The 25344-nt window shown below is 61.6% G+C and carries 22 protein-coding genes; 14 read left to right on the forward strand and 8 right to left on the reverse strand.

The genetic code is table 11. The features are described from left to right. Positions 1–22: 22 nt before the first annotated feature. Positions 23–1753: an ABC-F family ATP-binding cassette domain-containing protein gene (locus tag ACJ8J5_RS05585; RefSeq protein ID WP_167324329.1), complete on the reverse strand. Its 1731-nt coding sequence runs from the start codon at positions 1751–1753 to the stop codon at positions 23–25. Between the two features lie 450 nt (positions 1754–2203). On the opposite strand from ACJ8J5_RS05585, the gene ACJ8J5_RS05590 reads away from it, so the two are divergent. After that, positions 2204–4633, forward strand: coding sequence for a DUF3772 domain-containing protein (locus ACJ8J5_RS05590; RefSeq protein WP_065424061.1), 2430 nt, complete (start codon positions 2204–2206; stop codon positions 4631–4633). 48 nt (positions 4634–4681) lie between these two features. On the opposite strand, the gene ACJ8J5_RS05595 is transcribed toward ACJ8J5_RS05590, so the two are convergent. After that, the gene (locus ACJ8J5_RS05595; protein ID WP_164550866.1) at positions 4682–4849 is read right to left on the reverse strand and encodes a hypothetical protein; all 168 of its coding nucleotides are present in this window, start codon (positions 4847–4849) and stop codon (positions 4682–4684) included. Positions 4850–5224: 375 nt separating this feature from the next. On the opposite strand from ACJ8J5_RS05595, the gene ACJ8J5_RS05600 reads away from it, so the two are divergent. From ACJ8J5_RS05600 to ACJ8J5_RS05625, 6 genes are all read left to right on the forward strand, one after another. Beyond that, a complete protein-coding gene (locus ACJ8J5_RS05600) occupies positions 5225–5686 on the forward strand; it encodes a GNAT family N-acetyltransferase (RefSeq protein ID WP_147823830.1) in 462 nt (153 codons plus the stop codon). Between the two features lie 306 nt (positions 5687–5992). Further along, on the forward strand, positions 5993–7447 hold the full coding sequence (locus tag ACJ8J5_RS05605; protein ID WP_060433117.1) for a GGDEF domain-containing protein: 1455 nt from the start codon (positions 5993–5995) through the stop codon (positions 7445–7447). A 71-nt stretch (positions 7448–7518) separates the two neighbouring features. Beyond that, on the forward strand, positions 7519–7869 hold the full coding sequence (locus ACJ8J5_RS05610) for a DUF1428 domain-containing protein (protein ID WP_060433116.1): 351 nt from the start codon (positions 7519–7521) through the stop codon (positions 7867–7869). 11 nt (positions 7870–7880) lie between these two features. Then, positions 7881–8354: a VOC family protein gene (locus ACJ8J5_RS05615; RefSeq protein ID WP_025302904.1), complete on the forward strand. Its 474-nt coding sequence runs from the start codon at positions 7881–7883 to the stop codon at positions 8352–8354. A 27-nt stretch (positions 8355–8381) separates the two neighbouring features. After that, positions 8382–9071: a VIT1/CCC1 transporter family protein gene (locus tag ACJ8J5_RS05620; RefSeq protein ID WP_060433114.1), complete on the forward strand. Its 690-nt coding sequence runs from the start codon at positions 8382–8384 to the stop codon at positions 9069–9071. 109 nt (positions 9072–9180) lie between these two features. Further along, entirely contained in the window at positions 9181–10518 is a 1338-nt protein-coding gene (locus tag ACJ8J5_RS05625) for a D-serine ammonia-lyase (RefSeq protein ID WP_173888761.1), read from the forward strand. 48 nt (positions 10519–10566) lie between these two features. On the opposite strand, the gene ACJ8J5_RS05630 is transcribed toward ACJ8J5_RS05625, so the two are convergent. The 4 genes from ACJ8J5_RS05630 to tet form a co-directional block, all read right to left on the reverse strand. Continuing rightward, complete coding sequence (locus tag ACJ8J5_RS05630; protein WP_173888763.1) at positions 10567–12003, reverse strand: 6-phospho-beta-glucosidase; 1437 nt, start codon at positions 12001–12003, stop codon at positions 10567–10569. Positions 12004–12133: 130 nt separating this feature from the next. Continuing rightward, a complete protein-coding gene (locus ACJ8J5_RS05635; RefSeq protein WP_173888764.1) occupies positions 12134–12868 on the reverse strand; it encodes a MurR/RpiR family transcriptional regulator in 735 nt (244 codons plus the stop codon). Between the two features lie 258 nt (positions 12869–13126). After that, entirely contained in the window at positions 13127–14083 is a 957-nt protein-coding gene (locus tag ACJ8J5_RS05640; protein WP_173888855.1) for a sulfonate ABC transporter substrate-binding protein, read from the reverse strand. A 198-nt stretch (positions 14084–14281) separates the two neighbouring features. Beyond that, a complete protein-coding gene (tet, locus tag ACJ8J5_RS05645) occupies positions 14282–15607 on the reverse strand; it encodes a Tet(A)/Tet(B)/Tet(C) family tetracycline efflux MFS transporter (RefSeq protein ID WP_306789722.1) in 1326 nt (441 codons plus the stop codon). On the opposite strand from tet, the gene tetR reads away from it, so the two are divergent. The 5 genes from tetR to ACJ8J5_RS05670 all read left to right on the forward strand — a co-directional run bounded on the left by tetR (position 15525) and on the right by ACJ8J5_RS05670 (position 21072). Next, positions 15525–16166 carry a tetracycline resistance transcriptional repressor TetR gene (tetR, locus tag ACJ8J5_RS05650; protein ID WP_043143511.1) on the forward strand — a complete coding sequence of 214 codons (642 nt, stop codon included), beginning with the start codon at positions 15525–15527 and terminating at the stop codon, positions 16164–16166. The two genes, tet and tetR, sit on opposite strands and share 83 nt — an antisense overlap. A 175-nt stretch (positions 16167–16341) precedes the next feature. Continuing rightward, positions 16342–16815 carry a (2Fe-2S)-binding protein gene (locus ACJ8J5_RS05655; RefSeq protein ID WP_025302897.1) on the forward strand — a complete coding sequence of 158 codons (474 nt, stop codon included), beginning with the start codon at positions 16342–16344 and terminating at the stop codon, positions 16813–16815. Further along, complete coding sequence (locus ACJ8J5_RS05660; RefSeq protein ID WP_414104479.1) at positions 16812–19070, forward strand: xanthine dehydrogenase family protein molybdopterin-binding subunit; 2259 nt, start codon at positions 16812–16814, stop codon at positions 19068–19070. Before ACJ8J5_RS05655 ends, ACJ8J5_RS05660 begins: the two co-directional genes overlap by 4 nt. Positions 19071–19098: 28 nt before the next feature. After that, entirely contained in the window at positions 19099–20397 is a 1299-nt protein-coding gene (locus tag ACJ8J5_RS05665; RefSeq protein ID WP_414104480.1) for a c-type cytochrome, read from the forward strand. Between the two features lie 69 nt (positions 20398–20466). Beyond that, the gene (locus tag ACJ8J5_RS05670) at positions 20467–21072 is read left to right on the forward strand and encodes a nitroreductase family protein (RefSeq protein WP_038871554.1); all 606 of its coding nucleotides are present in this window, start codon (positions 20467–20469) and stop codon (positions 21070–21072) included. 209 nt (positions 21073–21281) lie between these two features. On the opposite strand, the gene ACJ8J5_RS05675 is transcribed toward ACJ8J5_RS05670, so the two are convergent. Then, on the reverse strand, positions 21282–22178 hold the full coding sequence (locus ACJ8J5_RS05675) for a DMT family transporter (protein WP_414104481.1): 897 nt from the start codon (positions 22176–22178) through the stop codon (positions 21282–21284). A 129-nt stretch (positions 22179–22307) separates the two neighbouring features. On the opposite strand from ACJ8J5_RS05675, the gene ACJ8J5_RS05680 reads away from it, so the two are divergent. Beyond that, positions 22308–22877, forward strand: coding sequence for a helix-turn-helix domain-containing protein (locus ACJ8J5_RS05680; RefSeq protein ID WP_414104482.1), 570 nt, complete (start codon positions 22308–22310; stop codon positions 22875–22877). 123 nt (positions 22878–23000) lie between these two features. Continuing rightward, a complete protein-coding gene (locus tag ACJ8J5_RS05685; RefSeq protein WP_414104483.1) occupies positions 23001–24926 on the forward strand; it encodes a DUF3857 domain-containing protein in 1926 nt (641 codons plus the stop codon). 38 nt (positions 24927–24964) lie between these two features. Here ACJ8J5_RS05685 and ACJ8J5_RS05690 read toward each other — a convergent pair whose 3' ends face one another. Further along, positions 24965–25321, reverse strand: coding sequence for a DUF1937 family protein (locus ACJ8J5_RS05690; protein WP_049205691.1), 357 nt, complete (start codon positions 25319–25321; stop codon positions 24965–24967). Between the last annotated feature and the right edge of the window lie 23 nt (positions 25322–25344).

Consider the following 25344-nt stretch of genomic DNA (forward strand, 5'->3'; position numbering starts at 1 on the left):
GCCGGATGGCGGCCTGTCAAGGTTAGCCCAGATGCAACCGGGCGGTGATGTCGGCAATCTCGCGGCGCCAGCGCGCCTGAAGCTCCGGTTTCTGATGCTTCGGCTTGCGCGCCTGGTCGGCCTCCAATTTGCTTTCGAGGGCAAACAGAGCGGTCAACAGCGCTTCTTCGCCTTCCAATCGATCGTCCGGCGTCGGGCCATCAGCATTAGCCCTGTCCGCCGTCGGCAGTGCCGGCGCTTCGCCCGCCAGGCGCTGATACACCGGCGCCAGATCGTGCCACTCCTCCAGTTTTTGCTGGTCGATCAGCCAAAAGCGGTTGCAGCTCTGTTCGATCAGCATCCTGTCGTGGGTAACCAGCATGACGGCGCCGGGGAACTGGCGCAGCGTTTCCGCCAGCTCCTCTTTGCCCGCCATGTCCAGGTGGTTGGTGGGCTCGTCCAGCAGCAGCAGCGAATGGTTGGCCAGCGTCAGACCGACGAACAGCAGCCGCGAACGCTCGCCACCGCTCAGCGAACGGATCTGCTGATGGTGGCGCAGGTAAGGAAAACCGGCGCCGATCAGCGCCAGTTTCCGCTGTTCCTCGGTCAGCGGTGCAAACTGCGCCAACGCGTCGCTCAACGTGTCTTCATCGCGCAGCTGTTGCAGGCTCTGATCGTAATAGCCGATGCGCACGCGCGGATGGAACAGCGCCGGGCGCTCCGTTTGTTGCTGATACTCACGCCACAACAGGCGCAGCAGCGACGATTTACCGCAGCCGTTGCGCCCGACGATGGCGATGCGATCGCCGCTTTTCACGCGCAGATGTTCGAGGCTGAACAGCACCGGCGCATCCGGCGCCGGGCGCACCGCCCAGTGCGGCAGCGCCAGCAGGCGATCGGCATCCAGCGCTTCTCCCTGCAGCCGCAACCGCCACGGGCTGCCGGCGGTCAGGGTGGTCTGTTCTTCCTTCAACCGATCGACGCGCTTCTCCATTTGCTTGGCCTTGCGCGCCAGATCTTCGTTGTCGTAGACCTTGCCCCAGGTCGCCAGGCGTTTGGCGCTTTTTTCCACCCGGTCTATCTCTTTCTGCTCGGCGTAGCGCCGCTGTTCGTCCGCGGCGTCCTGTTCCGCCAGCGCGGTGCGCGCCGCAGAGCAGGGCAAACGGAAGAACTGCAGCGTTTTGTCGCGCAGGATCCAGGTGCAGTTAGTCACCTGATCGAGCAGGTAGCGATCGTGCGACACCAGCACGAAGCTGCCGGCCCAGCTGCGCAAGAACTGTTCCAGCCACAGCAGCGTGGGCAGGTCCAGGTGGTTGCTGGGTTCGTCGAGCAACAGCAGATCGGGTTGGCGGATCAACGCGCGCGCCAACAGCAGCCGCGTATGCTGGCCGCCGCTGAGGGTGCCGGCGGTCAACGTCCAGCTCGCCGGTTCAAACCCCAGCTCGGCCAGTAACGCTTCACAGCGCCAGCGTTCACTGAGGTGTTGGCCCGCAGGCAGCCGCGCCAGCACCGCATCCAGCAGGGTGCAGGCGTGCAGCTCCGGCGGCAGGTGCTGCTCGATGCGCGCCATCAGACATTGGTGTGACAATGTCACTGAACCGGTGTGCGCAGGCAGGTCGCCGCTGAGAATTTGCAGCAGGGTGCTTTTGCCGCAGCCGTTATCGCCGATCAAACCGATGCGATCGCCTTTTTTCAGGCTGAAGGATATCTCGCTCAGCAGGACGCCGAACGCGTTGTCGTAACCGACAGATTGTGCAGACAGTAATGTGCTCATTGCTTACTCAAGAGTTACAGGCATGACAATGCCTATCGTCAAACATCGCTGACGACAACCCGGTAAGCCGGAGGGAAGATCCTGGATTTTAGTAAGCTTCGCTCAAGCTGGGTTATCGCAGCACGATACCGGTAATGCTTGAGCGGCGACGATTACCAAAGAAGTGTGAGTGAAAAACCAATTCACACGTCAGCATAGTAAGTCTCCTTTTATTGGTTGCAGGTTAATCGGTGGCTGGAGTATAGAGCGCTTTATGCCGTATCGCCAGTGTAAAAGCGCCTGAATAATCAGCAGGCTAAGGCGAGCACGGGCGCGTGGCACACAATGGGAATAATTACTGTATTTCGGCCGACATTAAGCAGCTATTATAATTAGCGTTTATGGTTAAGCGACGGTTCATCCGCCGCCTTTTCGTCTGTCTATCAGATAATGATGCTGAGCACTGAATTTATGTTAAAGCCCCGTTCGTTCCTGCTGTTGTTGTTATTGCTGTTGGGTTTGCAGCTGACGCCGCTCGGCGCCGTCGCCGCCCCCCAGGATGATCCCACCGCCGAAAGCGCGCCCGATCCCGCTACGCAGCTGAAAGCCGCGCAAAAGCAGTTGGACAGCATGAAGCAGCTGGTTTCAAAGGCTACCACCGACACCCAGCTCAGCAAGCTGCGGCTGGCGACCGACGATCTGGTCGCCAGCATGGATAAATTGTCTGCCGATCTGCAGCCGCTGCAGGAAAAACTGCAGGCACAGCTGGACGTGCTGGGGCCGGCCCCGGCGGCCGGCGCGCTGCCGGAAACCCCGGCTGTCGCCCAGCAGCGTAATGCGCTGAACAGCAGCAAGAAGCAGCTGGACGATGCGGTAAAACGCGCGCAGGCCATCAAGACCAGCGCTTTCGACCTGGGGCAGCAGATCAGCGATCTGCGCCGGGTAGCGTTTAAAACCCAACTGGCGCTGAACACCGGCAGCATTTTGGGCGTCAAATTCTGGACGCCGGTGGTGCAGCCGTCAGCGGATGACGTGCAGCGGCTGGACCAGTTCAACGCCGAGATGAAAGCGGCCTGGGACGCCAGTTGGCAGGACGAATGGCGTTACGGCACGCTGGCGTTGCTGGCGCTGGCGGTGATCGTCTGGTCCTGGGGGCGCTATTTGTCCGAGCGTTTCCTCGCCTGGGTCAGCATTCGCTTCCTGCCGGACGGGCGCCTGCGCCGCAGCTTTATGGCGATCATCACCGTGGCCGTGACGGTGTTCACTACCTCGATCGCGCTGAATTTGCTGTATTACGTTTTTATCCGCGTGCAGCCGCTGCCGGTGATGCTGGAAGACTTCGCCGAAGGCTTTAACCGTCTGGGGATTTTCTGCGCGCTGATCGCCGGGCTGGGGCGTGCGGCGCTGTCGCTGAATCGTCCGTCGTGGCGTTTGGCTTCGCTGGACAATGAAGTGGCCGCCGGGCTGCGTTACTTCTCGCCGCTGCTGGCCGGTCTGGCGCTGGCGTTCGGCACCGTTGAGCTGATCAACAACGTCGTCAGCGCCTCATTGGCCACCACCATCTTCGGCAACGGCCTGGTAGCGGGATTGATCGGCATGGTGCTGCTGGCGGCGCCGCTGCGCGGCCAGCGCATTCGTCGCCGTCTGGAGCAGCAGGGCGCGCACCTGGAAAAACGCACGCTGGTCGGCGGGCTGGTGCATATCGTCACCCTGGTGTGTTCGGTGGTGATCCTGCTTTCCTTGCTTGTGGGTTACATCGCCTTCGCCCGCTTCCTGACCTACCAGCTGATCTGGGTGGTGCTGGTGCTGATGGCGTTCTACTTCATGGTGTTGTTCGCCACTGACCTGTGCGCCGCGCTGTTTTCGCCGCAGACCGTCAGCGGCAAGATGCTGAAGAAAACGCTCAGCTTCAAGGATCGCCATCTGGAGCAGGTGGCGATCATCACCACCGCGCTGGCCAAATGTTCGCTGTTGCTGTTGATGATCGTCGCGTTGTTCAACGGCTCGTTCGGCAGCACCACGCCAGGCTCGCTGATGGAGAAAATCGTCTCGATCCTGACCGGCGAAGGCTTGCAGCGTTTCAACATCGTGCCCGGCAACCTGCTCAACGCCGTGATCTGTCTGGCGATCGGTATCTACATTCTGCGCGCGGTGCGGCGCTGGCTGGGCTCTGAGCTGCTGCCGAAAACCATTTCGGACGTCGGCATCCGGGCCTCGCTGGTGACGCTGTTCAGCAATATCGGTTATGTGCTGGTGATTCTGATCACCCTGGCGGCGCTCGGCATCCAGTGGAGCAACCTGGCGTGGATCGTCAGCGCCTTGTCGGTCGGTATCGGTTTCGGTTTACAGGAGATCGTGAAGAACTTTATTTCCGGCCTGATCCTGCTAACCGAGCGCCCGGTGAAGGTCGGGGATATGATCGGCATCGGCGGCGTGGAAGGCGACGTGCGGCGCATCAACGTGCGCGCCACCGAAATCCAGCTCAGCGACCGTTCCACCATGATCGTACCGAACTCGCAGCTGATCTCGCAGAACGTGCGCAACGCCACCATGGGCAACGCGCAAGGGGTAGTGACCATCGCGCTGACGTTCCCGACCTCGATCGATCCGGAGCAGGTGCGCAATATCTTGCTCAGCGCCTATAACGAGTACGAAACCATTCTGGAGACGCCGGCACCTTATGTGCGCTTTAGCCAGCTGGGGCCGGACGGTATTATCCTGAGCGTGACTGGCTACGTGCCGAGCCCGCGCATGGTCGGCGCCACCAAGAGCGAACTGCTGTTCAATATCCTCAAGCTGCTGCGCGCGCAGGAAGTGAGCCTGTCCAGCCCGCAAGAAGTGGTGTTTATGAAACAGCAGGCGACGCGGTATCAGGCCAACGAAGAGGAACATTCCTCCTAATCCAGCCCTGAGGCGGCGGGCCGTTAAGTGACGGCCCGCCGAACGTGGCTAGTACATCGACGGTTCCACCGATTGCGAGCAGTCGCTGTTGGCGCTGGATTTGGTGCAGGTGTAAGGTTCATTCGGCGATGCCGAAGGCGCATTCGATGGGCCGCCGCCTCCGCCGATACAACCGCTCAGCATCAGCATCAAAAACACGAGAATTATCTTCTTCATCTCACCGTCCTCCATTGCGATTCCTCCCTTAAGTATATGTCGGGAAAGCGAACGGCACCGCTCACCGGTGCAATCTATACTCCTTTGATAACGTTTCGGCGCACAACGGCGGCGAACGAGGAGGGAAAGATGCAAACCGACGACGATTTGACCCACTTTGCCGCGCAGGGCATGCCGCCTACCTGAGCGACAGCATCCCCGGCGCCCGTCTGGTTACGCTGCCGGGCGTCAGCCACTTCGTGCCGCTGCAGTGGCCGGTGTTGTTCAACCGCGCGCGGCTGGATTTTCTCGCCGGTGTGATGCCGCCGCCTGCACGCTGACGTTCGCTGTTCTATGCTGGAGGCGGGGCATTTTGACATCATCGAAGAGGACATCATGAGCGAAAGCATCGTGGTCAGGTCGCTGGAAGCGCGGGATTACACCGCCTGGCTGGCGCTGTGGCAAGGGTATAACGCATTTTACGGCCGTGAGGGGGGAACGGCGCTGCCGGACGACGTGACGCAGGCCACCTGGCGACGCTTTCTCGACGCCTACGAACCGATGTTTGCGCTGGTCGCGGAACATCAGGGCCAGGTGGTGGGGTTGACGCACTATATCCTCCACCGCAGCACCTCTCAACTTCAGCCAAATTGCTATCTGCAGGATCTGTTTACCGCGGAGGCGATGCGCGGCAAAGGGGTGGCGAGGGCGCTGATCGCGGCGGTCTATGAGCGTGCGCAGCAGTTGGGGTTGCCGCGAGTTTACTGGAATACCCACGAAACCAACCAGACCGCCATGCGGCTGTATGATCGGGTGGCAGAGCGCCCCGGTTTTGTGATGTACCGCAAGGCGCTTTGACGTGGGGTGAATTGCCCAATCTTATTTTGCTTTTTAGGGAAAAGGCGGCGTTTATTGCGGGTAACGGGCCACCCGGAGCTCGGGATGTTAAAAGTGAGGCGCCCAATTCAGCAGTTTCTGCGTTAGAAGGGTGGTGTCGTCAATATATTGATACACAAATATATTTTTCCTAGATGAATAAACAGGTGTCTGGGCCGGCAAAACTGGCAATAATAGGCGGATCGGCCGTTTATACTCTCCTCACCGTCGATGGTTGTGACACGAAAAGACGGTCACTTTATGCTGGCGCAAGTCTCTGGATCCAAGATGCAAACCACTTCGTTGTCCGATACCCGTAAAATCTGGCCCGCACTCACCGTTTTTTTGTTGGTGTTCGCGGTTTGCTTGTTGGGCATCGTGAGCCGTCCCGTCGGATTTTTGGCGGTATTCTGGCCGGCAAACGCCGTACTGCTGGCCGTTCTGGTGCGCCGCCCGCAGTGGGCCACGCGCGCCGGTTGGAGCATGGCGGTGTTGGGGTATCTGGCGGCGGATCTGCTGACTGGCAGCTTGCTGGAAAAGGCGCTGTTGCTGAACGCCGCCAATCTGATCGGCGTAGTGGTAGGGTATCTGTTGTTCATGCGCCTGCCGCCGCCGGCGCGTACGCTGCAGCGTGGCGCTTCCAGCATGTATTTGTTCGGTATCTGCCTGGCCGCTGCTGCCGCTACCGGCGTTGTGGGCGCGGGGGCCTCGCAGTGGCTGTTCGGCCGGCCCTATTTGACCTCGCTGGTGCTGTGGTTCTCTTCTGAATTTACCAACTACGTCACGCTGATGCCGTTCATTCTGGCGTTTCCCGCCGATTGGCGGCATAGGCTGCGCGCGTCCTGCAACATGGTGACGCAGCGCAGCCAGTGGCCGATTGCGGGGCAAAAACTGGTGGTGTTAGCGCTGCTGGTGCTGGCGGCGGTTTGCAGCGTGCTGATCGGCGGCCCCGGCGCGGTGATTTTTCCAATGCCGGTGCTGCTGTGGCTGGCGATGTCCTTTTCGCTCTTCAGCACTATGATCGCGGTGCTGGCCTATGTGCTGTGGTGCCATCTGGCGATCGATTTCGGGTTGCTTAGCACCACGCTCGACATGAAGGTGCCGCAGAACGCGGTATCGATGCGCTTGGGCATCGCGTTGCTGGCGCTGGGGCCCATCGCGGTGGCCAGCATGAACTATGCGCGCAACGCGCTGCTGCGCACGTTGGAGCACGTGGCGAATCACGATGCGCTGACCCACGTGTTGACGCGCAATGCGTTTATGCAGCGCGGCGAGCGGGTGATCGACCAGAAAGGCGAGCTGGTGTGCGTCATGATGCTCGACATCGACTATTTCAAATCGATTAATGATCGTTTCGGCCACGACGGTGGCGATCAGGCGCTGATGGCGTTTACCCGCGCCATCGCCACCGATCTGAACGTCAACGATCTGTTCGGCCGCATGGGCGGCGAAGAGTTCGCCATCGTCTCGACGCTCGGCCAGCCGCAGCAAGGATGGCAATTGGCCGAACGCCTGCGGCAACGCATCGAAACGGAGTCTATCCTCATGCCGGCCGGGCATCCGCTGCAGATCACCGTCAGCATCGGCATGGTGACCTGCCCAGGCGGTTCCGGCCATAGCCTGGCTGACCTGCTCAAACTGGCGGACCTGGCGGTATACAAAGCGAAAAATGCCGGCCGTAACCGGGTTGCCACGCCGGAATCTTATCCGCCCAACGATCCGAGCCACACGCCCGCCGTCTAAACTGGTAGGAGGCACGGGCAACGTCGCCCGTGCTGAACCGACGGTCCTTAATCAGACAAGAGGATGCCAGAATGAAATACGTAGACGGGTTTGTGGTGGCGGTACCGGCCGCCAATAAGGAGGCCTATCACCGGTTGGCGGCCGCAGCGGCGCCGCTGTTCAAAGAGTTTGGCGCCACGCGCATCGTGGAATGTTGGGGCGATGACGTGCCCGACGGCAAACTTACCGACTTTCGCGGCGCGGTGAAAGCCCAGGAAGACGAAGTGGTGGTGTTCAGTTGGATAGAGTACCCCTCCAAGACGGTACGCGACGCCGCCAACGAAAAAATGATGAACGACCCGCGCATGAAAGCGCTGGGCGAGATGCCGTTCGACGGCAAACGCATGATCTTCGGCGGTTTCGCGCCGATCCTCGATGCGTAAAGGAGGCACAGATGGCCAGAATTACGCAACATCTGTGGTTTGAAAAAGACATGGAAGCGGCGCTGAATTGCTATGTCGCGTTGATCCCCGGTTCGTCCGTGAACTGGTTTTCCGAGCTGCCGGCGGATACGCCGAGCGGCCCGGCCGGCAGCGTGAAGCTGGCTTCCTTCACGTTGGGCGACCAGCGCTATGCGGCGATCGAAGCCGGGCCGTTGGATCCGTTCAATCACAGCTTCTCCGTGATGGTGGAATGTGACGATCAGGCGGAGGTCGACAGGCTGTGGGGCGCGTTGAGCGAGGGCGGCGAGGCGGAGCAGTGCGGCTGGCTGCGCGATCGCTGGGGGCTGTGCTGGCAAATTGTGCCGCGGCGCCTGACGGAGTTGATGAACGATCCCGACGCCGCCCGCGTGCGGCGTGTCACGGAAGCGATGCTGTTGATGGGCAAAATCGACATCGCCGGGTTGGAAGCGGCGGCGCGCGAGTAGTGCAACGCTCACTGAGGGAGAGAACGGATGCACCGAGAACGGCACAGTATTGAACGCATCGGCTGGCTGCGGGCGGCGGTGCTCGGCGCCAACGACGGCATCGTTTCAACGGCCAGCCTGCTGCTGGGCGTCGCGGCGGCCAGCGCCTCGCATTCCGCGCTGATGATCGCCGGTGTCGCCGGGTGGGTGGCCGGCGCAATGTCGATGGCCACCGGCGAGTATGTGTCGGTCTCATCGCAGGCGGATACCGAAAAGGCCGCGCTGGCGGAGGAACAGGCGGAACTGCTTGAAGACTACCCGGGGGAGTTTCGCGAACTGACGTCAATCTACGTGCATCGCGGTCTGGATCCGGCGTTGGCCCGGCAGGTGGCGGAAAAGCTGATGGCGCATGATGCGCTGGAGGCCCACGCGCGCGACGAGCTGGGCATTTCCTCTGCCACCCGCGCCCGGCCGCTGCAGGCCGCGTTGGCGTCGGCCCTCAGTTTCTCTCTCGGCGCGCTGTTGCCTCTGCTGGTGGCGCTGCGGGTACCGGTCGCCTGGACGCGGCCGGCGCTGGTGGCGTCGGCGCTGATTTCCCTCGGCATTCTCGGCGGCATCGCCGCGAAAACCGGCGGGGCGCCGATCTTGCCGGGCGTGGCGCGCATCCTCATCTGGAGCGCACTGGCGATGGCGGTTTCTTCCGGCGTCGGCCTGCTGTTTGGCGTGACGGCCGGCTAACGTCGCACTTGCATCAATCTATTGCACCTCAAGCTCAGAATTTATCATTTGTCAGCCGCCGGCGTTCGCGGCAAGGTGACGGCAACGCCAACCTCAGTCAGGGACACTTATGCAGAAATCACAGATCCTATCGTGGGTCGCCCAGCATCCGCTGTTGCAACGCATGGTCGCGCTAGAGCCGATCACCTGGTTCAATCCACGCGCGACAACGCTGGCCGCAGGCTTGCCCCACGTCGGGTTGACCGCCGCCGACGTCGCCGACGCGGAGCAGCGCCTGGCGCGCTTCGCGCCTTATCTCGCCGCGGCCTTCCCGGAAACCCAACCCACAAAGGGGATCATCGAATCCGAGCTGGTGGCGATCCCTGCCATGCAGCTCGCGTTGGATCGGCGCTATGGGCAGACGTTGGGCGGACGCCTGCTGTTGAAAAAGGACAGCCATCTGCCGATTTCCGGTTCAATCAAGGCGCGCGGCGGCATCTATGAGGTGCTGAAGCACGCGGAAAAGCTGGCGCTGGAGGCGGGGCTGCTGCACACCGGCGACGACTACGCCCGGCTGTTTTCCGACGAGTTCCGTCAATTCTTCAGCCAGTACCGCATCGCCGTCGGATCGACCGGCAATCTGGGATTATCCATCGGCATCATCAGCGCCCGGTTGGGGTTTGACGTCAGCGTGCACATGTCGGCGGATGCGCGAGAGTGGAAAAAACAGAAGCTGCGCGAAAATGGCGTGACGGTGGTGGAGTACGCCGACGATTACGGCGTGGCGGTCGAACAAGGGCGCAAACAGGCGGCGGACGATCCGAGTTGCTTCTTTATCGATGATGAAAACTCGCAAACCCTGTTCCTCGGCTACGCGGTGGCCGGCGGTCGCCTGAAGCGGCAATTTGCCGAACAGGGCATTGTGGTGGACGCGCAGCATCCGCTGTTCGTGTATCTGCCGTGCGGCGTTGGCGGCGGGCCGGGCGGTGTGGCCTTTGGCCTCAAGCTGGCGTTCGGCGATCACGTTCACTGCATTTTTGCCGAACCGACCCATTCGCCCTGCATGCTGCTCGGCGTCTACAGCGGGTTGCATGACGGCATTGCGGTGCAAGATCTCGGCATCGACAACCGCACGGCGGCGGACGGGCTGGCGGTGGGGCGCGCCTCCGGCTTTGTCGGCCGGGCGATGGAACGTCTGCTGAACGCGTTTTACACTCTCAGCGATGAAGAGATGTTTGCGCTGCTCGGGTTGTTGGACCGGTACGAGCATATCCAACTGGAGCCGTCCGCGTTGGCGGGCATGGCCGGACCGTGGCGCGTTGCCGCCCATGCGAAGGCGCTCAGCGAGCAAGGCATCAGCGCCGAGCACCTGGCGCAGGCGACGCATCTGGTGTGGGCGACCGGCGGCGGCATGGTGCCGTCGGCGGAAATGGCGACGTACCTCGCCGCCGGGCAGGCGGCGGAGTAAGGCACAGTAAAAAGGGGCGAAAATCGCCCCTGATTGTCTGTCGTGCGGTTACAGCTGTTCGCCGTTGCTGGCGATCACCTGGCGATACCAGTCGAAGCTTTTCTTGCGCGAACGTTCGAGCGTGCCGGTACCGTCGTCGTGTTTGTCGACGTAGATGAACCCGTAGCGTTTGCTGTACTCACCGGTGGTGAACGACACGCAGTCGATGCAGCCCCACGGCGTGTAGCCGATCAGATCTACACCGTCTTCAATCACCGCTTTCTTCATCTCTTCGATATGGGCGCGCAGATAGTCGATGCGATAGTCATCGTTGATCTGGCCGTCCGCCTCCACCTTGTCGAAGGCGCCGAAGCCGTTTTCCACGATAAACAGCGGCTTCTGGTAACGTTCATACAGCACGTTCAGCGAATAGCGCAGCCCGACCGGATCGATCTGCCAGCCCCAGTCGGAGGCCTTGACGTGCGGGTTCGGCACGTTGCCCGGGAAGCCGAACATGCCGCCGCTGCCGTCCACCGCGTTGGCCTGCAGCGCGTTGCTCATGTAATAGCTGAAACCGATGTAGTCAGTACAGCCCTCGCGCAGGATCTGCGCGTCCTGCGGCTGCATCTCGATCTTCAGCCCTTTGCGTTCCCAATCGCGCAGCAGGTAGCTTGGGTAGTAGCCGCGCATCTGCACGTCGGTATACAGATAGCGCTGGTGCATCGCTTCCACGGCGTACATCACGTCGTCCGGTTTACAGGAATAAGGATAGAACGGCACGCAGGCCAGCATGCAGCCGATTTTGAATTCCGGGTTGATCTGATGGCCGAGTTTGACCACCTGCGCGCTGGCGACGAACTGGTGGTGCAACACCTGGTACAGCGCCTGTTCCGGGTTGTCTTCCTGGGTGTAATCCACGCCGGAACAGCAGTAGCCGAACAGCGGGTAGCGGTAGTTGCTCTGGTTGTTGATCTCGTTGAAGGTCATCCAGTACTTCACTTTTTCGCGGTAGCGACGCATCACCACCTCGCTAAAGCGCACGAAGAACTCCACCACCCGGCGATTTTTCCAGCCGCCGTAAGCTTTCACCAAATGGTAAGGCATTTCGAAGTGGGACAGGGTGATCACCGGCTGAATACCGTATTTCAGCAGTTCGTCGAACAGGTCGTCGTAAAACTGCAGGCCGGCCTCGTTCGGCGTCGCTTCGTCGCCGTTCGGGAAAATGCGCGTCCAGGCGATCGAGGTGCGAAAACACTTGAAGCCCATCTCGGCGAACAGTGCCACGTCCTGCTTGTAGCGGCCGTAGAAGTCCACCGCTTCGTGGTTGGGGTAACGATAGCCGTCGAGCACGCCGTCGGTCATCACGCGATCCACGCCGTGCGAGCCGCCGGACAGCACGTCGGCGATGCTTGGCCCTTTGCCGCCCCGATCCCAACCGCCTTCAACCTGGTGCGCGGCGACCGCGCCCCCCCACAGAAAATCCTTCGGCAACTGTTTCATCGTCAATGTCTCATCGGTTTATTTAATGAAGGGTAATAACGCTGCGTTGAGAACAGAGTAGCAAGACCGAAAGAAATGTCACGATATAACAAATCACCGTGAAAAGTGATTTGTCACAATAAAAAAACAGCCTGTTTTATTTTTCCGAATTAATATGCCCGAGCCGTTTGCCGATGGTTTCAATAATGTAAAGTACGGGGATCTGCGTGGTAATATTGTGATGCCCGCCGATCAAATGCTGCGGAACGTGGTAGGAGAGGTTGAAGTCCGCCAGCCGCGCCAGCGAAGAGGTTTCGTTGTTGGTGATGCTGATGATCTTGCAGTGGTGCAGGCTGAACTGGCTGGCCAAACGCAGGATCTCTTCGGTCTCACCAGAAACCGACAGCATGATCGCCACCGCGTTTTTATACATATCGCTGTTGACGGGATAATAAGGATCGTCGATATGGGTGCTGAATTTCCCGACGTTGGAAAAGAAACGCGCGCCATATTTCCCCAATGCGCCCGACGTACTGATGCCGACGAAAATAATTCGCTCGGCGGCGGCGATATGTTGCACCGCCTGATCGATCAGCTGATTAAATTCTTCGTTGCTGATGCTTTTAAAAAAGCTGAGGATTTCGCCGATGCCAGAATCGACCGGTGGCGCATCGGTTTGTTCCAGATACAGCTTGAAACGAATGCGAAATTCCGAATAGCCGTCACAGCCCATTTTCTTGCAAAACCGCAGCACGGTGGTGGTGGAGACGCCGGCGGCCTCGGCCAGCTCGCGGATGGTCATGTACATCACTTGATTCTTGTGTTTGCTGACGTAGGTATAAACCATCAGCTCCAGGGCGTTGAGCTCGGCGATTGCTTTATGGGTAAACATGAGTCGGTCCGGCGGCTGAAAACGGGAAGCTTATCTGCGGGTTAACATAGCAAAATTCACCGCCGCTGGCACTGCCGGGCAAAAAGAAAAGCCGCACCAGTCAGGCGCGGCCCAGGGTTCACGACGAACAAATTAAAGCAAAACGTTCCGGAAGACATGCCATGAAAACGCGTTTCATCACACAGGGTTAGCATAGGTCAGCTTATTCCGGTGGCAAAATGCCGGTTTCTGCTTTCTAAAGCCAAAGCGCGGCAAAGGCTATGGCGTCTCGGGTTTATCTTCGGACCAGCGGGCGGCGTTGACGTCCACCTTAACCGGCAGCAGCCCGATGGCGGTGAATTTATCCGCCAACTGCTGTTGCTGCCTGAACACCTCCGGCGACATGCGCTGGCTGCCGAACGGCATGCGGGCGATGGCTCTGGCCCAAATGGCCTGATCCAGGCCGGTGCTCTGAGCGAGGATCGCCGCCGCTTCCTGCGGATGGCCGTTGGCCCAGTCGCTCAGCACGCCGAGCTGTTGAATCACCTGCTTGGCGCTGTCCGGGTAGGTTTCGGCAAAGCGGCGGCTGGCGAGATAGAAGGTGTAGTGCGGCACGAGGCCTTCCGCGTCTTTCAGCCGACGGGCGTTGGCATGGGTTTCCACCTCGGCGTAGTAGGGATCCCAAATCACCCAGGCGTCGACGCTGCCGCGCTGGAAGGCGGCGCGGGCATCGCTCGGCGGCAGATAGACCGGCGTGATGTCCTTGTAGCTCAAGCCGGCCTGTTCCAGCGCGCTCACCAGCAGGTAATTGACGTCAGACCCTTTGTTCAACGCCACGCGTTTCCGTTTCAGATCGGCCACGGAGCGGATCGCCGAATCCTGCGGCACCACGATGGCTTCGGTTTTCGGGCTGGGCGGCGAATGCGCCAAATAAACCAGATCGGCCTTGGCGGCTTGCGCGAAGGCCGGCGGAGCGTCGCCGGTCGCCGCCAGATCGATGCTGCCGACGTTCAACCCTTCCAACATCTGTGGGCCGGCGGGGAATTCTATCCAGCGAACCTTGATACCCTGCGGCTCCAGGGTTTTTTCCAGCGTACCGCGGTATTTCAGCAGCGCAAAAATGTTGGCTTTTTGGTAACCGATGGTGATTTGCTGCAGTTTCTCCTGCGCGCCGGCCGGCAGGCTAAACAGCCCGAGCAGCAGGGCGGCGATCAGCGGCGTTGTGAGTTTTCTCATCATGATCTTCCGATAGGCGAAGTGAACGGTAGCGATGACGCGCTGGGCGTAACGCCATGAAACGGCATTTAAATTTTCCTGCGGCGGGATAAGGGCGATGATAATGAGCGGCGCAGTGGCGTGTAAAGCGCCCGCTTATGCTGAATAATGCCTTGCTTAGCCATAAATCAGCTTAATCGGGAGAGGGTGAGCTCGACGCTACGCCGCGTCACGCTCACGCGAACGCGCCAGCAACAGCGGAACCAACAGATACAGGGCGGCGGCCAACGCCCAGACCAGGCCGGGCCAGACATCGCGCGTGGCGGCGTACAGCGCCGTCGCGACCAGCGGCCCCGCGACGCCGATCAGGCTGCCCATGCTGGCCAGCGTCCCTTGCAGCTCGCCCTGATGATCGTCGTCCACCTTGTGCGCCATCAACGCCTGCAGCGCCGGCAGCGCCATACCGCCCGCGGCGAAGAACGGCAGCAGCGCAAAGGGCGCCCAGCCGCGGGTGGCGATCGATAACAGCACCAGACCCAGCGCGTCGGCCGCCAGGCCGATCAGCAGTGCCTTGCGCTCGCCGAGCCGTGCGACCAGCGGGCCGATGGCGAAGGCCTGCGACAGCGCGTGGCAGGCGCCGTAACCGGCCAGCGACAGGCCCGCCACCATCATGCTCCAGCCGAAACGATCCTGACCGTATAAAATCCACAGCGTGGCCGGCGCCTGTGAAACCAGCGCCATGATCAGGTAAATACCGGCCAGCGGCAGCAGGCCCGGTTTGCCGTGCAGCCGACGCAATGACGAAAACGGATTAAGGCGGATTTTCTCGGCGGCGCGGGCGCGGGGTTTACGCGATTCCGGCAGCAGGAAAAACGCCATGATCAGGTTGAGGGCATTCATCGCCGCCGCCGCCAGGAAGGGGGCATGCAGATGCCATTCGCCCAGCGATCCACCGAGCAGCGGACCGACGATAAAACCGACGCCGAACACCGCGCCCACCAGGCCAAAACGCCGCGCGCGCTGGCCGGCGGGGGTAATATCGGTGACGTAAGCGGTGGCGACCGCCATGTTGGCGCCGGTGATGCCCGCCAGCAACCGGCCCAGATAGAGCCAGGCCAGCGTCGGCGCGAACGCCATCAGCAGATAGTCGGCCGCCGCGCCGGCGAGCGAAATCAACAGCACCGGACGCCGGCCGAAACGATCGCTCAGTGCGCCGAGGATCGGTGAAAACAGGAATTGCATCAACGCATACGCCGCCAGCAGCGCGCCGTAATGCACGCTGCCGGCGTCGAGGCCGCCCAGTGAGCGCAACAGCGCCGGCAGGATAGGCATGATCAGGCCGATGCCTACCGCATCCAGCAATACCGTCAACAAAATAACCAGCATAGGTTTTTTCAAAATTGCGACTCTAACAGTGATAGAGTATTGAGTATTCCATAGTAACCCTATCAGTGATAGAGAGATGAGCGAAAAAAATACCGCGACGCGTTTAACGCGAGAGACCGTCCTGCGCGGGGCGCTGGCGTTGTTGAATGACATCGGCATCGATGCCCTGAGCACCCGTCGCCTGGCACAACATTTGGGGGTGCAATCTCCCACGCTCTATTGGCATTTCAAGAACAAGGCCGAACTGCTGAAGGCGATGGCGGAAACCATCATGTTGGATCACCGTGAAGAGGTGCCCGCCGACATGCCCTGGCAGGATTGGGTCGTTACCAATGCGAGCCATTTCCGTCGGGCGCTGCTGGCTTACCGCGACGGCGCGCGTCTGCATGCCGGCACCCGGCCGCAGGAACCGCAATTCGCCATCATTGAGGCCAAGGTGGCGCTGCTGTGTCGGGCGGGGTTGACGCCGGAACGCGCCGTTAATCTGCTGTTCGCCGTCGGACGTTTCGTGGTGGGCTGGGTGCTGGAAGAGCAACAAATGCAGTCGGACGATGCGCTGAATGACGCCGATCGCCGGCGTTACCCGCTGCTGTGCGAAGGCTGGGAAACATTGCAGGATAAGGGCGCAGACGCGCTGTTCGAAGCCAGCGTGCGGCTGTTGGTTGACGGCGCCGAGGCCGAATTGACGATCGACAATAATCACGGCCAGCAATCATAAAACCGAGCTTATCTATAGGAAATTTATAGGAAATACCCACTTTTCGTTAAAGCCATGGCGGCTACATTCCCTTAACATCATCATGTCTTTTGATGATAATTATTAGCACGCTGCTCAATTGTTCTTCGCAGTGATGTTACGGATTAAATCCGTTTGTTTAAGGGATAGTTTCACCATGGAAATCAATGTTAATGGCCGGGTGGTTCCACTCGGCAATCTCGCGCCCGACACGCCGCTGCTGTACGTTTTACGCAACGATCTGCAATTGAATGGCCCCAAATACGGCTGCGGCCTGGGGGAATGCGGCGCCTGCACGGTGCTGATCGACGGCGTCGCCGCGCGCTCTTGTTCAATGCCGCTGTCCGCCGTAGGAAGCAAATCCGTCACTACCCTGGAAGGCTTGGGCACACCGGACGCGCTGCATCCAGTGCAGCAGGGGTTTGTCGATGAGCAGGCGGCGCAGTGCGGTTACTGCACCAACGGCATGATCATGACGCTGGTCGCGTTGTTCGAACGCGAGCCGGAGGCGGACGAGCAAACGATCAAGAAAGCGCTGGCCTACAACCTGTGCCGCTGCGGCACTCACCTTGAGATCTTGCACGCCGCCGAGCGCGCCCGCGATCTGTTGGCAGCACGGAGGCAAGCATGAGCCGCCTCGAACTGACTCGCCGCCAGTTGTTGCAGGCCGGCGGGGTGGTGATGGTCAGCAGCCTGCTGCCCGCGCCGTTTAACGCCTTCGCCGCCGAGGCGGTTGTAGCGCCTGCCGATCTGCCGCTGGATCGGGTGGACAGCTTTATCAGCCTCACCGCCGACGGCCGGGTAACGGCCTTCAATGGTCACGTCGATCTGGGTACCGGCATTCGCACCGCGCTGGCGCAGATCGTCGCCGAAGAAATTTGCGTGCCGTTCGAGCACGTCACGATGATCCTTGGCGATACGCAGCGCACGCCGGATCAGGGGCCGACCATCGCCAGCGCCACCATTCAGGTCACGTCGGTGCCGCTGCGACAGGCGGCGGCGCAGGTGCGGCACATGCTGACGGCGTTGGCGGCCAAAGCCTTCGAACTGCCGGCCGACCAGCTGACGGCGGCGGCGGGGCAGGTATTTGTGACCAAAAACCCGGGGCGCTCACTGAGCTATGCACAGCTGGCGAGTGGGCAGAATCTGCACGTGATGCTGGATAAAAACGTTCAGTTGAACAGCGAACACCAGAATCGCTACGTCGGCCGCGCCGTTGCCCGGGTCGACATTCCGGCCAAAGTGAGCGGTGGGCTGACCTACGTGCACGACCTGCGCTTGCCCGGCATGCTGCATGGCCGGGTGGTGCGCCCGCCTTACGTAGGCGCCGACAGCAGCGCCCCGCTGGGCGGCGGCCTGCTGTCGGTGGATGAAAATTCGATCGCGCACCTGCCGGGCATCGTGAAACTGGTGGTGATCAACGATTTCATCGGCATCGTGGCCGAGCGCGAGGAGCAGGCGATCGCCGCCATGCGCCAGCTGAAAACCAAATGGCAACCCTGGGCCGGGTTGCCGGATCTGTCGCCGGAAGCGCTGCTCGCCGCGCTGGAAGCCAACCCGAAAACCGACCGCGTCCTGCGCGACGATGCGGGAACGGACGCCGCGCTGGCGGCGCTGCATACCGAAGTGCAGGCCGACTATGTCTGGCCCTACCATCAGCACGCCTCGATCGGCCCTTCCTGCGCGGTGGCGGAGGTTAAAGACGGGCGGGCGCAGGTGTGGTCCGGCACGCAAAACCCGCACGATCTGCGCAAAGACATCGCCACGCTGCTGGAATTGCCGCCTGAGCAGGTGCACATCACCCGCATGGAGGCCTCCGGCTGCTATGGCCGCAACTGCGCCGACGACGTCTCGGCGGACGCGGCGCTGTTGGCTCGGGCCACCGGCCGCCCGGTGCGGGTGCAGCTGATGCGCGAACAGGAATCTGGCTGGGAGCCGAAGGGCACCGGCCAGCTGATCCGGGTACGCGGCGGCCTCGACGCGCAAAACCGGGTGGCGGCCTACGAATTGAAAACCAGCTATCCCTCCAACAATGCGGTGACCTTGCCGCTGGTGTTGACCGGCAAGGTGGCCAACCGGGCCGACGTGCAACAGATGGGCGATCGCACCGCCATTCCGCAATACGCGTATCCGCACATGCGGGTGATCTGTCAGGACGCCGCGCCGATCGTGCGGGCGTCGTGGATGCGCGGTGTTTCGGCGCTGCCCAACGTGTTCGCCCATGAATCCTGGATCGACGAACTGGCCTGGCACGCCGGCGAGGACCCGATCGCGTTTCGCCTGCGTTACCTGAGCGATCCGCGCGCGGTGGCCTTGATTGAGGCCCTGAAGCGGCAAGCCAACTGGCAAGACGGCCCGGCGTACCGGTCGCACGCCGCCGGCGCCGAAGTGGTGAGCGGCCGCGGCTTCGCCTATGCCCGCTACTTCCACAGCAAATTCCCCGGCTTTGGTGCCGCCTGGGCGGCCTGGGTGTGCGATCTCAGCGTCAATCGCCTTTCCGGGCAGATCACGCTCGATAAAATCTTCGTGGCGCATGACTGCGGTCGCATGATCAACCCGGCCGGGGTGCGCCATCAGGTACACGGCAACATTATCCAGTCCGCCAGCCGGGTGCTGAAAGAGTTTGTGACCTTTAACGAGACGGGGGTGACGTCATTGGACTGGGGCGGCTATCCGATCCTGCGCTTCGACGAATTGCCGCAGATCGATATCCAGCTGATTGACCGCCCGGACGAAGCGCCGATGGGCGCCGGAGAGTCCGCCTCGGTGCCGAGTGCGGCGGCGATCGGCAACGCGCTGTTTGACGCGCTCGGCGTGCGGCTGCGCGAGGTGCCGTTTACGCCGGCGCGGGTGCTCGCCGCGCTGCGCGCCCAGGCCGGCCATTAACCCCCCGTAACGAACAAGGACAGCAAAGATGAGTAAGATGAAAAAAATCGTCGGGTGGGGCGGCGTCACGGCGATCGCCGTTGTGGTGGCCGGCGTGGTCGCCAGTTGGCAGCCGGAAATCGCACCGCTCGCCGCCGATGCGACCCACAGTTTCAGCGAGGCGCAGATCGCGCGCGGCAAAACGCTGGCCGATCTCGGCGACTGCGCCGTGTGCCACACCCGTGCGGGCGGCGAGCGCAACGCCGGCGGGCTGGCGATGGAGATCCCCTTCGGCACCATTTACACCACCAACATCACGCCGGACGTGGAAACCGGCATCGGCAGCTGGAGCTACGCGGCGTTTGAACGCGCCATGCGCCACGGCGTCGATCGCCAGGGCCGCTATCTCTACCCGGCGTTTCCCTATACCGCCTTTACCCGCACCCGCGACGACGATCTGCAGGCGCTGTACGCCTACCTGATGTCGCAGCCGCCGGTCAACTCCCGACCGCCGGCCACCGATCTGCACTTTCCGTTCAATATTCGCCAGGGCATTTTTGCCTGGAACCTGCTGTTCCTGACGCCGGGCGCGATGCAGGACGAGGCGGCCCAGAGCGCCGACTGGAACCGCGGCGCTTACCTGGCCGAAGGGCTGGGCCACTGCAGCGCCTGCCATTCGCCGCGCAACGTGCTGTTCGGCGAGAAAACCGGTGACGACCACCTGGCCGGCGGCGTGGCGGAGGGATGGACGGCGCCGGCGTTGACCGGCCGCTCGCCCGCGCCGCTCGATTGGACGCAGCAGGATCTGACTGATTTCATGCGTACCGGCTACTCGGCCAACCACGGCGTCGCCGCCGGTCCGATGGCGCCGGTGATCGAAGAAGGGCTGTCACGCTTGCCGCAGGCCGATCTGCAGGCGATCGCCGTCTATCTGCGCAGCTATCATCCTGAAACGGCGGCGGGCGCTACGGCGGCAACGTTAAACGCTCAGGCGGAACGGCAGGTGGAGCCTCTGAGTTCGGAAGGGGCGCGGCTGTTTTCCGGCGCCTGCATGGCTTGCCATGCGCAGGAAAAAGGCGCGCAGATGGCGGGGGTGCGGCCGTCTCTGGCGCTGAACACTAACCTGTTCGCCGACGCGCCGGACAACGCCATTCGCGTGGTGCTGGATGGCATACAGCGGCCGGCTAACGCCGAGCTGGGCTATATGCCGGGCTTTCGTCATAACCTGAATGACGCGCAGATGGCCATCCTGCTCAATTACCTGCGGCAGCACTACGCCGGTCAGGCGCCGTGGCCCGATCTGGTGGCTCAAGTCGGCCGTTTGCGCGCCGAAACCGCGCAGAAATAGCCGCCGGGGGCTGGACAGCCGCGCCGCGTTGGCGACAATAGGGTCTTTCACATGGACAGAGGCAGTAAAATGAATACGTTAGACGCAATCCGCCAGCGCCGCGCCACCAAGCAGTTCGATACGCAGCACGTGATGACGCTCGAAGAGAAAAAAGCGTTGCTGACTATCGCGCTGCAGGGCGCACCCAGCGCGTTTAACCTGCAGCACTGGCGCCCGCTGCTGATCGAAGATCGCGCCCAGCGCGAGAAAATTCGCGAGGCGGCGTGGGGGCAGGCACAGGTGACCGACGCGTCGATGCTGGTCGTGCTGTGCGGCGATCTGTCGAGCTGGGAGTCACAGGTAAAAAACGTCTGGGCCGAGGCGGCGGAGCCGGTACAGCAGTTCATGATCCCGGCTGTCGATCAGTATTATCGCGGCAAGCCGCAGGTGCAGCGCGACGAAGTGATGCGCAGCAGCGGCATCTTCGCCCAGACGCTGATGCTGGCGGCCAAGGCGCAGGGCTACGACTCTTGCCCGATGGACGGATTTGATTTCGACGCGGTGGGTGAGATTATCAATAAACCGGCGCATTATCAGATCGCGCTGATGGTCGCCATCGGCAAGGCGGCGGGGCAGCCTTATCCGCGCATCGGCAAACTGCCGTTCGACGACGTGGTGAAAACCGACCGTTTCTGATCTGAGCGGTGAATGACAAAAGGGAAGGCTTACGCCTTCCCTTATTTTTTTGTGACGCACAGTTCGTTCCAGTAGCTGAAACGGATGCGCCGTTGCAGGCGGTGATGCCACATAGAACACTCCTTCTACCCTACACGGTTTAAATAAATAGCACCGCGCCGGGCGCAAGGCGAATGTCTTATTGTGCATAGCTTGCCCGTCGGATGGGATTAACCGATTTTACCGACCCGGTGCGCGGCGAGCGTCCATCGCCAGCCGAAGTTCATGCCAGCAGCTGCGCCGAGAATGGCCAACGTGCCCAGCAACTGCAGCAGGCTAAGACGGTGGCCGAACACCGCCCAGTCCACCACGATCGCCACCGCCGGGTAGATGAACGACAGGGCGCCGACCAGGGCCGTGGGGATCTTCTGAATGGCGCCATATAACAACGTGGACATCAAACCGGTATGCACCAGGCCGAGGGTCGCCAGCAGCAGCCAGTCGATGGGGGCCACAGGCGGCGTGGCCAGGCCGGCGAACGGCGCCAGCGCCAACGTGCCAACGGTCAGCTGAATCAACACGATGAGCTGCGGCGGCAGCGCGGCCAGCTGTTTGACGATCGCCGCCGCCAGGGCGTACATCAGGGCCGCACCGAGCGCCAGCGCCACGCCGAGCAGATAGTCACCCTCGCCGCCACCGCTCTGCCGGCCGGCGACGATCAACACCATCCCCGCGAATGCCAGCAGAAGCCAGCCCAGCCGATCAGCCGTCAGTTTTTCGCCGAACAGCAGCGCCCCCAGCACCACCAATATGAACGGCTGAACGTGGTAGGTCACGGTGGCGACAGCGATCGAGGCATGCTTATAGGCGGCAAACAATAGCGTCCAGTTGAGCACCAGCGCGATACCCCCGAGGATGGCGACAGCCAGCTGCCGCCGGTTGATTGCGCCGGGTTTCAACTGCCCAAGCGCGGCGCAGGTGACCAGCATCGCCAGCGCGCCGAACGCGCAGCGCCAAAACACCACCGTCGTGGGCGGCTGCCCTAAAACGAGTACCGGCCAACCGACGGTGCCTGAGATAGTCATGGCGAGGATCATTTGCACTGCGCCGCGCGTCTTTGTTTTCACGTTGTTTCCCTCGCTGCCTGACCGTGCTTGTGGTGAAGCGGCTTAATCATTAAAATGAACAATTGGACATTATGATGAACACGCATGCAGCTGTTCGTCAAGTCGAACAAGCGGATGATATAGCGAACGATGAGCAATAACCTGATGCAGAACATTACGCCGATCGGCCTCTTGTCGGCGGCAATCCGCCGTGAGCGAGAGCGATTGAACCTGTCGGTGACCGAGCTGGCGAAGCGTGCGGGTATCGCCAAGTCCACGCTGTCGCAGCTCGAAGCCGGCAGCGGCAATCCCAGCCTGGAAACGCTGTGGGCGCTGGCGATGGCGCTGGATGTGCCGGTCAACCGGCTTATTTCACAGCCAAGCAGGCAAGTGCAAGTGATCCGCGCCCATGAGGGAACGTCGGCGCTGTCGGAGCAGGGCAACTACGCCGCCACGCTGCTGGCCACCTGCCCACCGGGCGCGCAACGCGACATTTACCGGCTGCGGGTGCAACCCGGAGAAGCGAAACTTTCCCGGCCGCATCCCCCTGGCACCGTCGAGCATGTGATTATCAGCAGCGGACGAGCGCGCCTCGGGCCTGCGGATCAGCCTCAGGTGCTGAGCGCCGGGGATTACATCAGTTACTCCGCCGATCGCGAGCATATTTTCGAAGCGCTGGAGCCGGAAACCACCGCCGTGATGCTGATCGAGCAGGGCTAGCCCGGGCGTTGAAGGTCCGTTTATTGAAAATGATTCTCAATTATATTAGTGTGCCCGCCTGTTTTGACGCCGGGACGGGCGCGTAGCCCGGCGTCGCCGTTTATTGCCCTTCAAGGACCGAAGATGAAAATCGCAATTCCTTCCATACTGTTACTCGCCGGTTTGACGGCGACACACCCGGCCACCGTGTTGGCCGCTGCACCGCCCGCCACGGCGGATCAGGGCCAGAACGACACGGCCAACAACGATTTCAGCTTCGTGCGCTATCGCGCGGATTATCGCGTTAACGCCAACGCCACCAACGTGAAGACAGAAAGCTACGAGGTGCTGCTGAAAACCAAGGCGGCGGTCGAAAAATTCAGCCAGATCCGCCTGAGCTACAGCGAGAAAATGGAAACGCTGGAGGTGGTCGCCGCCTATACGCTGACCGCCGATGGCCAACGCCACGACGTGGCGCCCGATCGCATCTACACCCAGGAAAGCTACTCCAGCGCCACGGCGCCGCTGTATGCCGACCGCAAAGTGCGCGTCATCGTTTTCTCCAACCTGGCACCGGGATCGCGCGTGGTATATGAGCTGCGCCGCACGCAAAACACCCCGTATTTCCCCGACTATTTCGGCCTGTGGGAGACGTTTAGCGTTTTCGATCAGTTCGACGACGCCGAAGTGACCCTGCAGGCACCGGCCAAGCTGCCGATGCATATCTTCACGCGTGGCGTGGAAGGCGGGGACAAGCCGCAGGTCCGCAACGGCCAAGCGCACTGGCGCTGGCATTATTCGCGCAGCGCGCCGATGAAGGCGCAAAACTGGGCAGCGGACAGCTGGACCTTCAGCCCGACCATCATGGCCAGCACCTACCGCGAGTGGCCGCAGCTAGCCAAGGCCTATCAGTTGAAGGCCGACGCGGCGGCGAAGGTGACGCCGGGCATTCAGGCGCTGGCGGACAACATCACCGCCGGCATCAGCGATCGGCGCGAGCAGGCGGAGGCCCTCTATCGCTGGGTGGCGCAAAACATTCGCTACGTGGCGGTATATCTTGGCAACGGTGGGCTGGAGCCGAATTCGGCGCAGAGTATTCTCGACAACCACTACGGCGACTGTAAGGACCACGTGGTGATCCTGGAGGCGCTGCTCGCCGCCAAAGGCATTGAAAGCTCGCCGGTGCTGATCGGTATGGATGAAGGCCCGTTACTGCCTAAAGTGCCGCTACTCAGCCGCTTTAATCACGCCATCACCTATGTGCCGGAATTCAAACTGTACCTGGATTCCACCAATCCCTGGGCGCGGTTCGGGCAACTGCCGCAAGGCGATTTGGGGGCGCCGGTGCTGCTGACGCGCGACGCCAAGCTGGCGCGCACGCCGGGCAACGACGAGCAGCCGGTCAAGAGCGCGCTGAGCGTCGATTTCGTGTTTGATAAAGCGGGCAATCTGCATGGGCAAACCGAGCGTCGGCTGAGCGAAGTGGAAGAGATTGACCTGCGGGGTTACTTCTCGCAGATCAACCGGCAGAACCGGGCGCAGGCCGAAGCGTCGATCATGTCCGCCTCCGGTATCGACGGCAGCGGCGAAGTGGCGATGAACAGCGATCCGTTGGATCTCAAAAAACAGTTCGGTTACCGCTTCCGCTTCAAGGCGGACGACTACGTCGATTTCGGCGTGGTGGGCGGCATGACGCTGCCCAATCCACCCGGCGGCAAGTCGTTCCGCACGCTGTATACCACCACGGCGGTGCCGGGCAATGAAACGCCGTTCTACTGCAGCGCGCAACGCTACGACGAAACCTACCGTCTGCAGCTGCCGGCCAACGTGCCGATCATCGCCATTCCGCAAGACAGGCAGTTCCGCAATGCGGCGGGCGACTATCGCGTCGCGTGGCGGCGCGACGGGCAGCAGGTGATCGTCAATCACCGCCTGCAGGTGAACGCCATTCGCGGCAAGGAAGCGCTGTGCCAGGCGCAGGATTACCCGGCGTTCCGCGAGCTGTTCCAGCAGGTGCGGCGCGGTTTCCGCGGCCAGGTGGTGTACGGCGAATTGGCCAACGGCAAATAAGCCGCTGCCCCGTCGCGCTAAGCGGCGGGGCGCACGCCTCAGTTGAACTCGCCCGCGACCTCGGACCACAGGCTGACGCGGCAGCCGCGTGCGGCGAAAGCGTCCATCTCGCGCTTGATGCCGCCGCTCTCTTGCCAACCCGGCAAATCGAGCACGATCAACTCATCCATCGCCGCCATGAACAGGGCGTCGATCGGCGCCCACAGCTTGCCGATGGCGGTTTTGTCGAGCTCTTGCAAACACAGGTTGATCGGATGTGACATGCTGACCTGGCTAAAAACGGCGCTGCCGGCGCGTACGATAGCGGCGGCGACGTCGTTGCACGCGATAAAGCGTTGCTGCACGACGTTGGCGTCGGCGTGGCTGTAGGGGCAGGCTAAAAATATTTTTCTCATTAGCGTTTGTTCTCTCAATCATT

This window comes from Serratia sp. CY43202, from assembly GCF_052168755.1.
In the GTDB taxonomy this organism is placed as follows: domain Bacteria; phylum Pseudomonadota; class Gammaproteobacteria; order Enterobacterales; family Enterobacteriaceae; genus Serratia; species Serratia bockelmannii.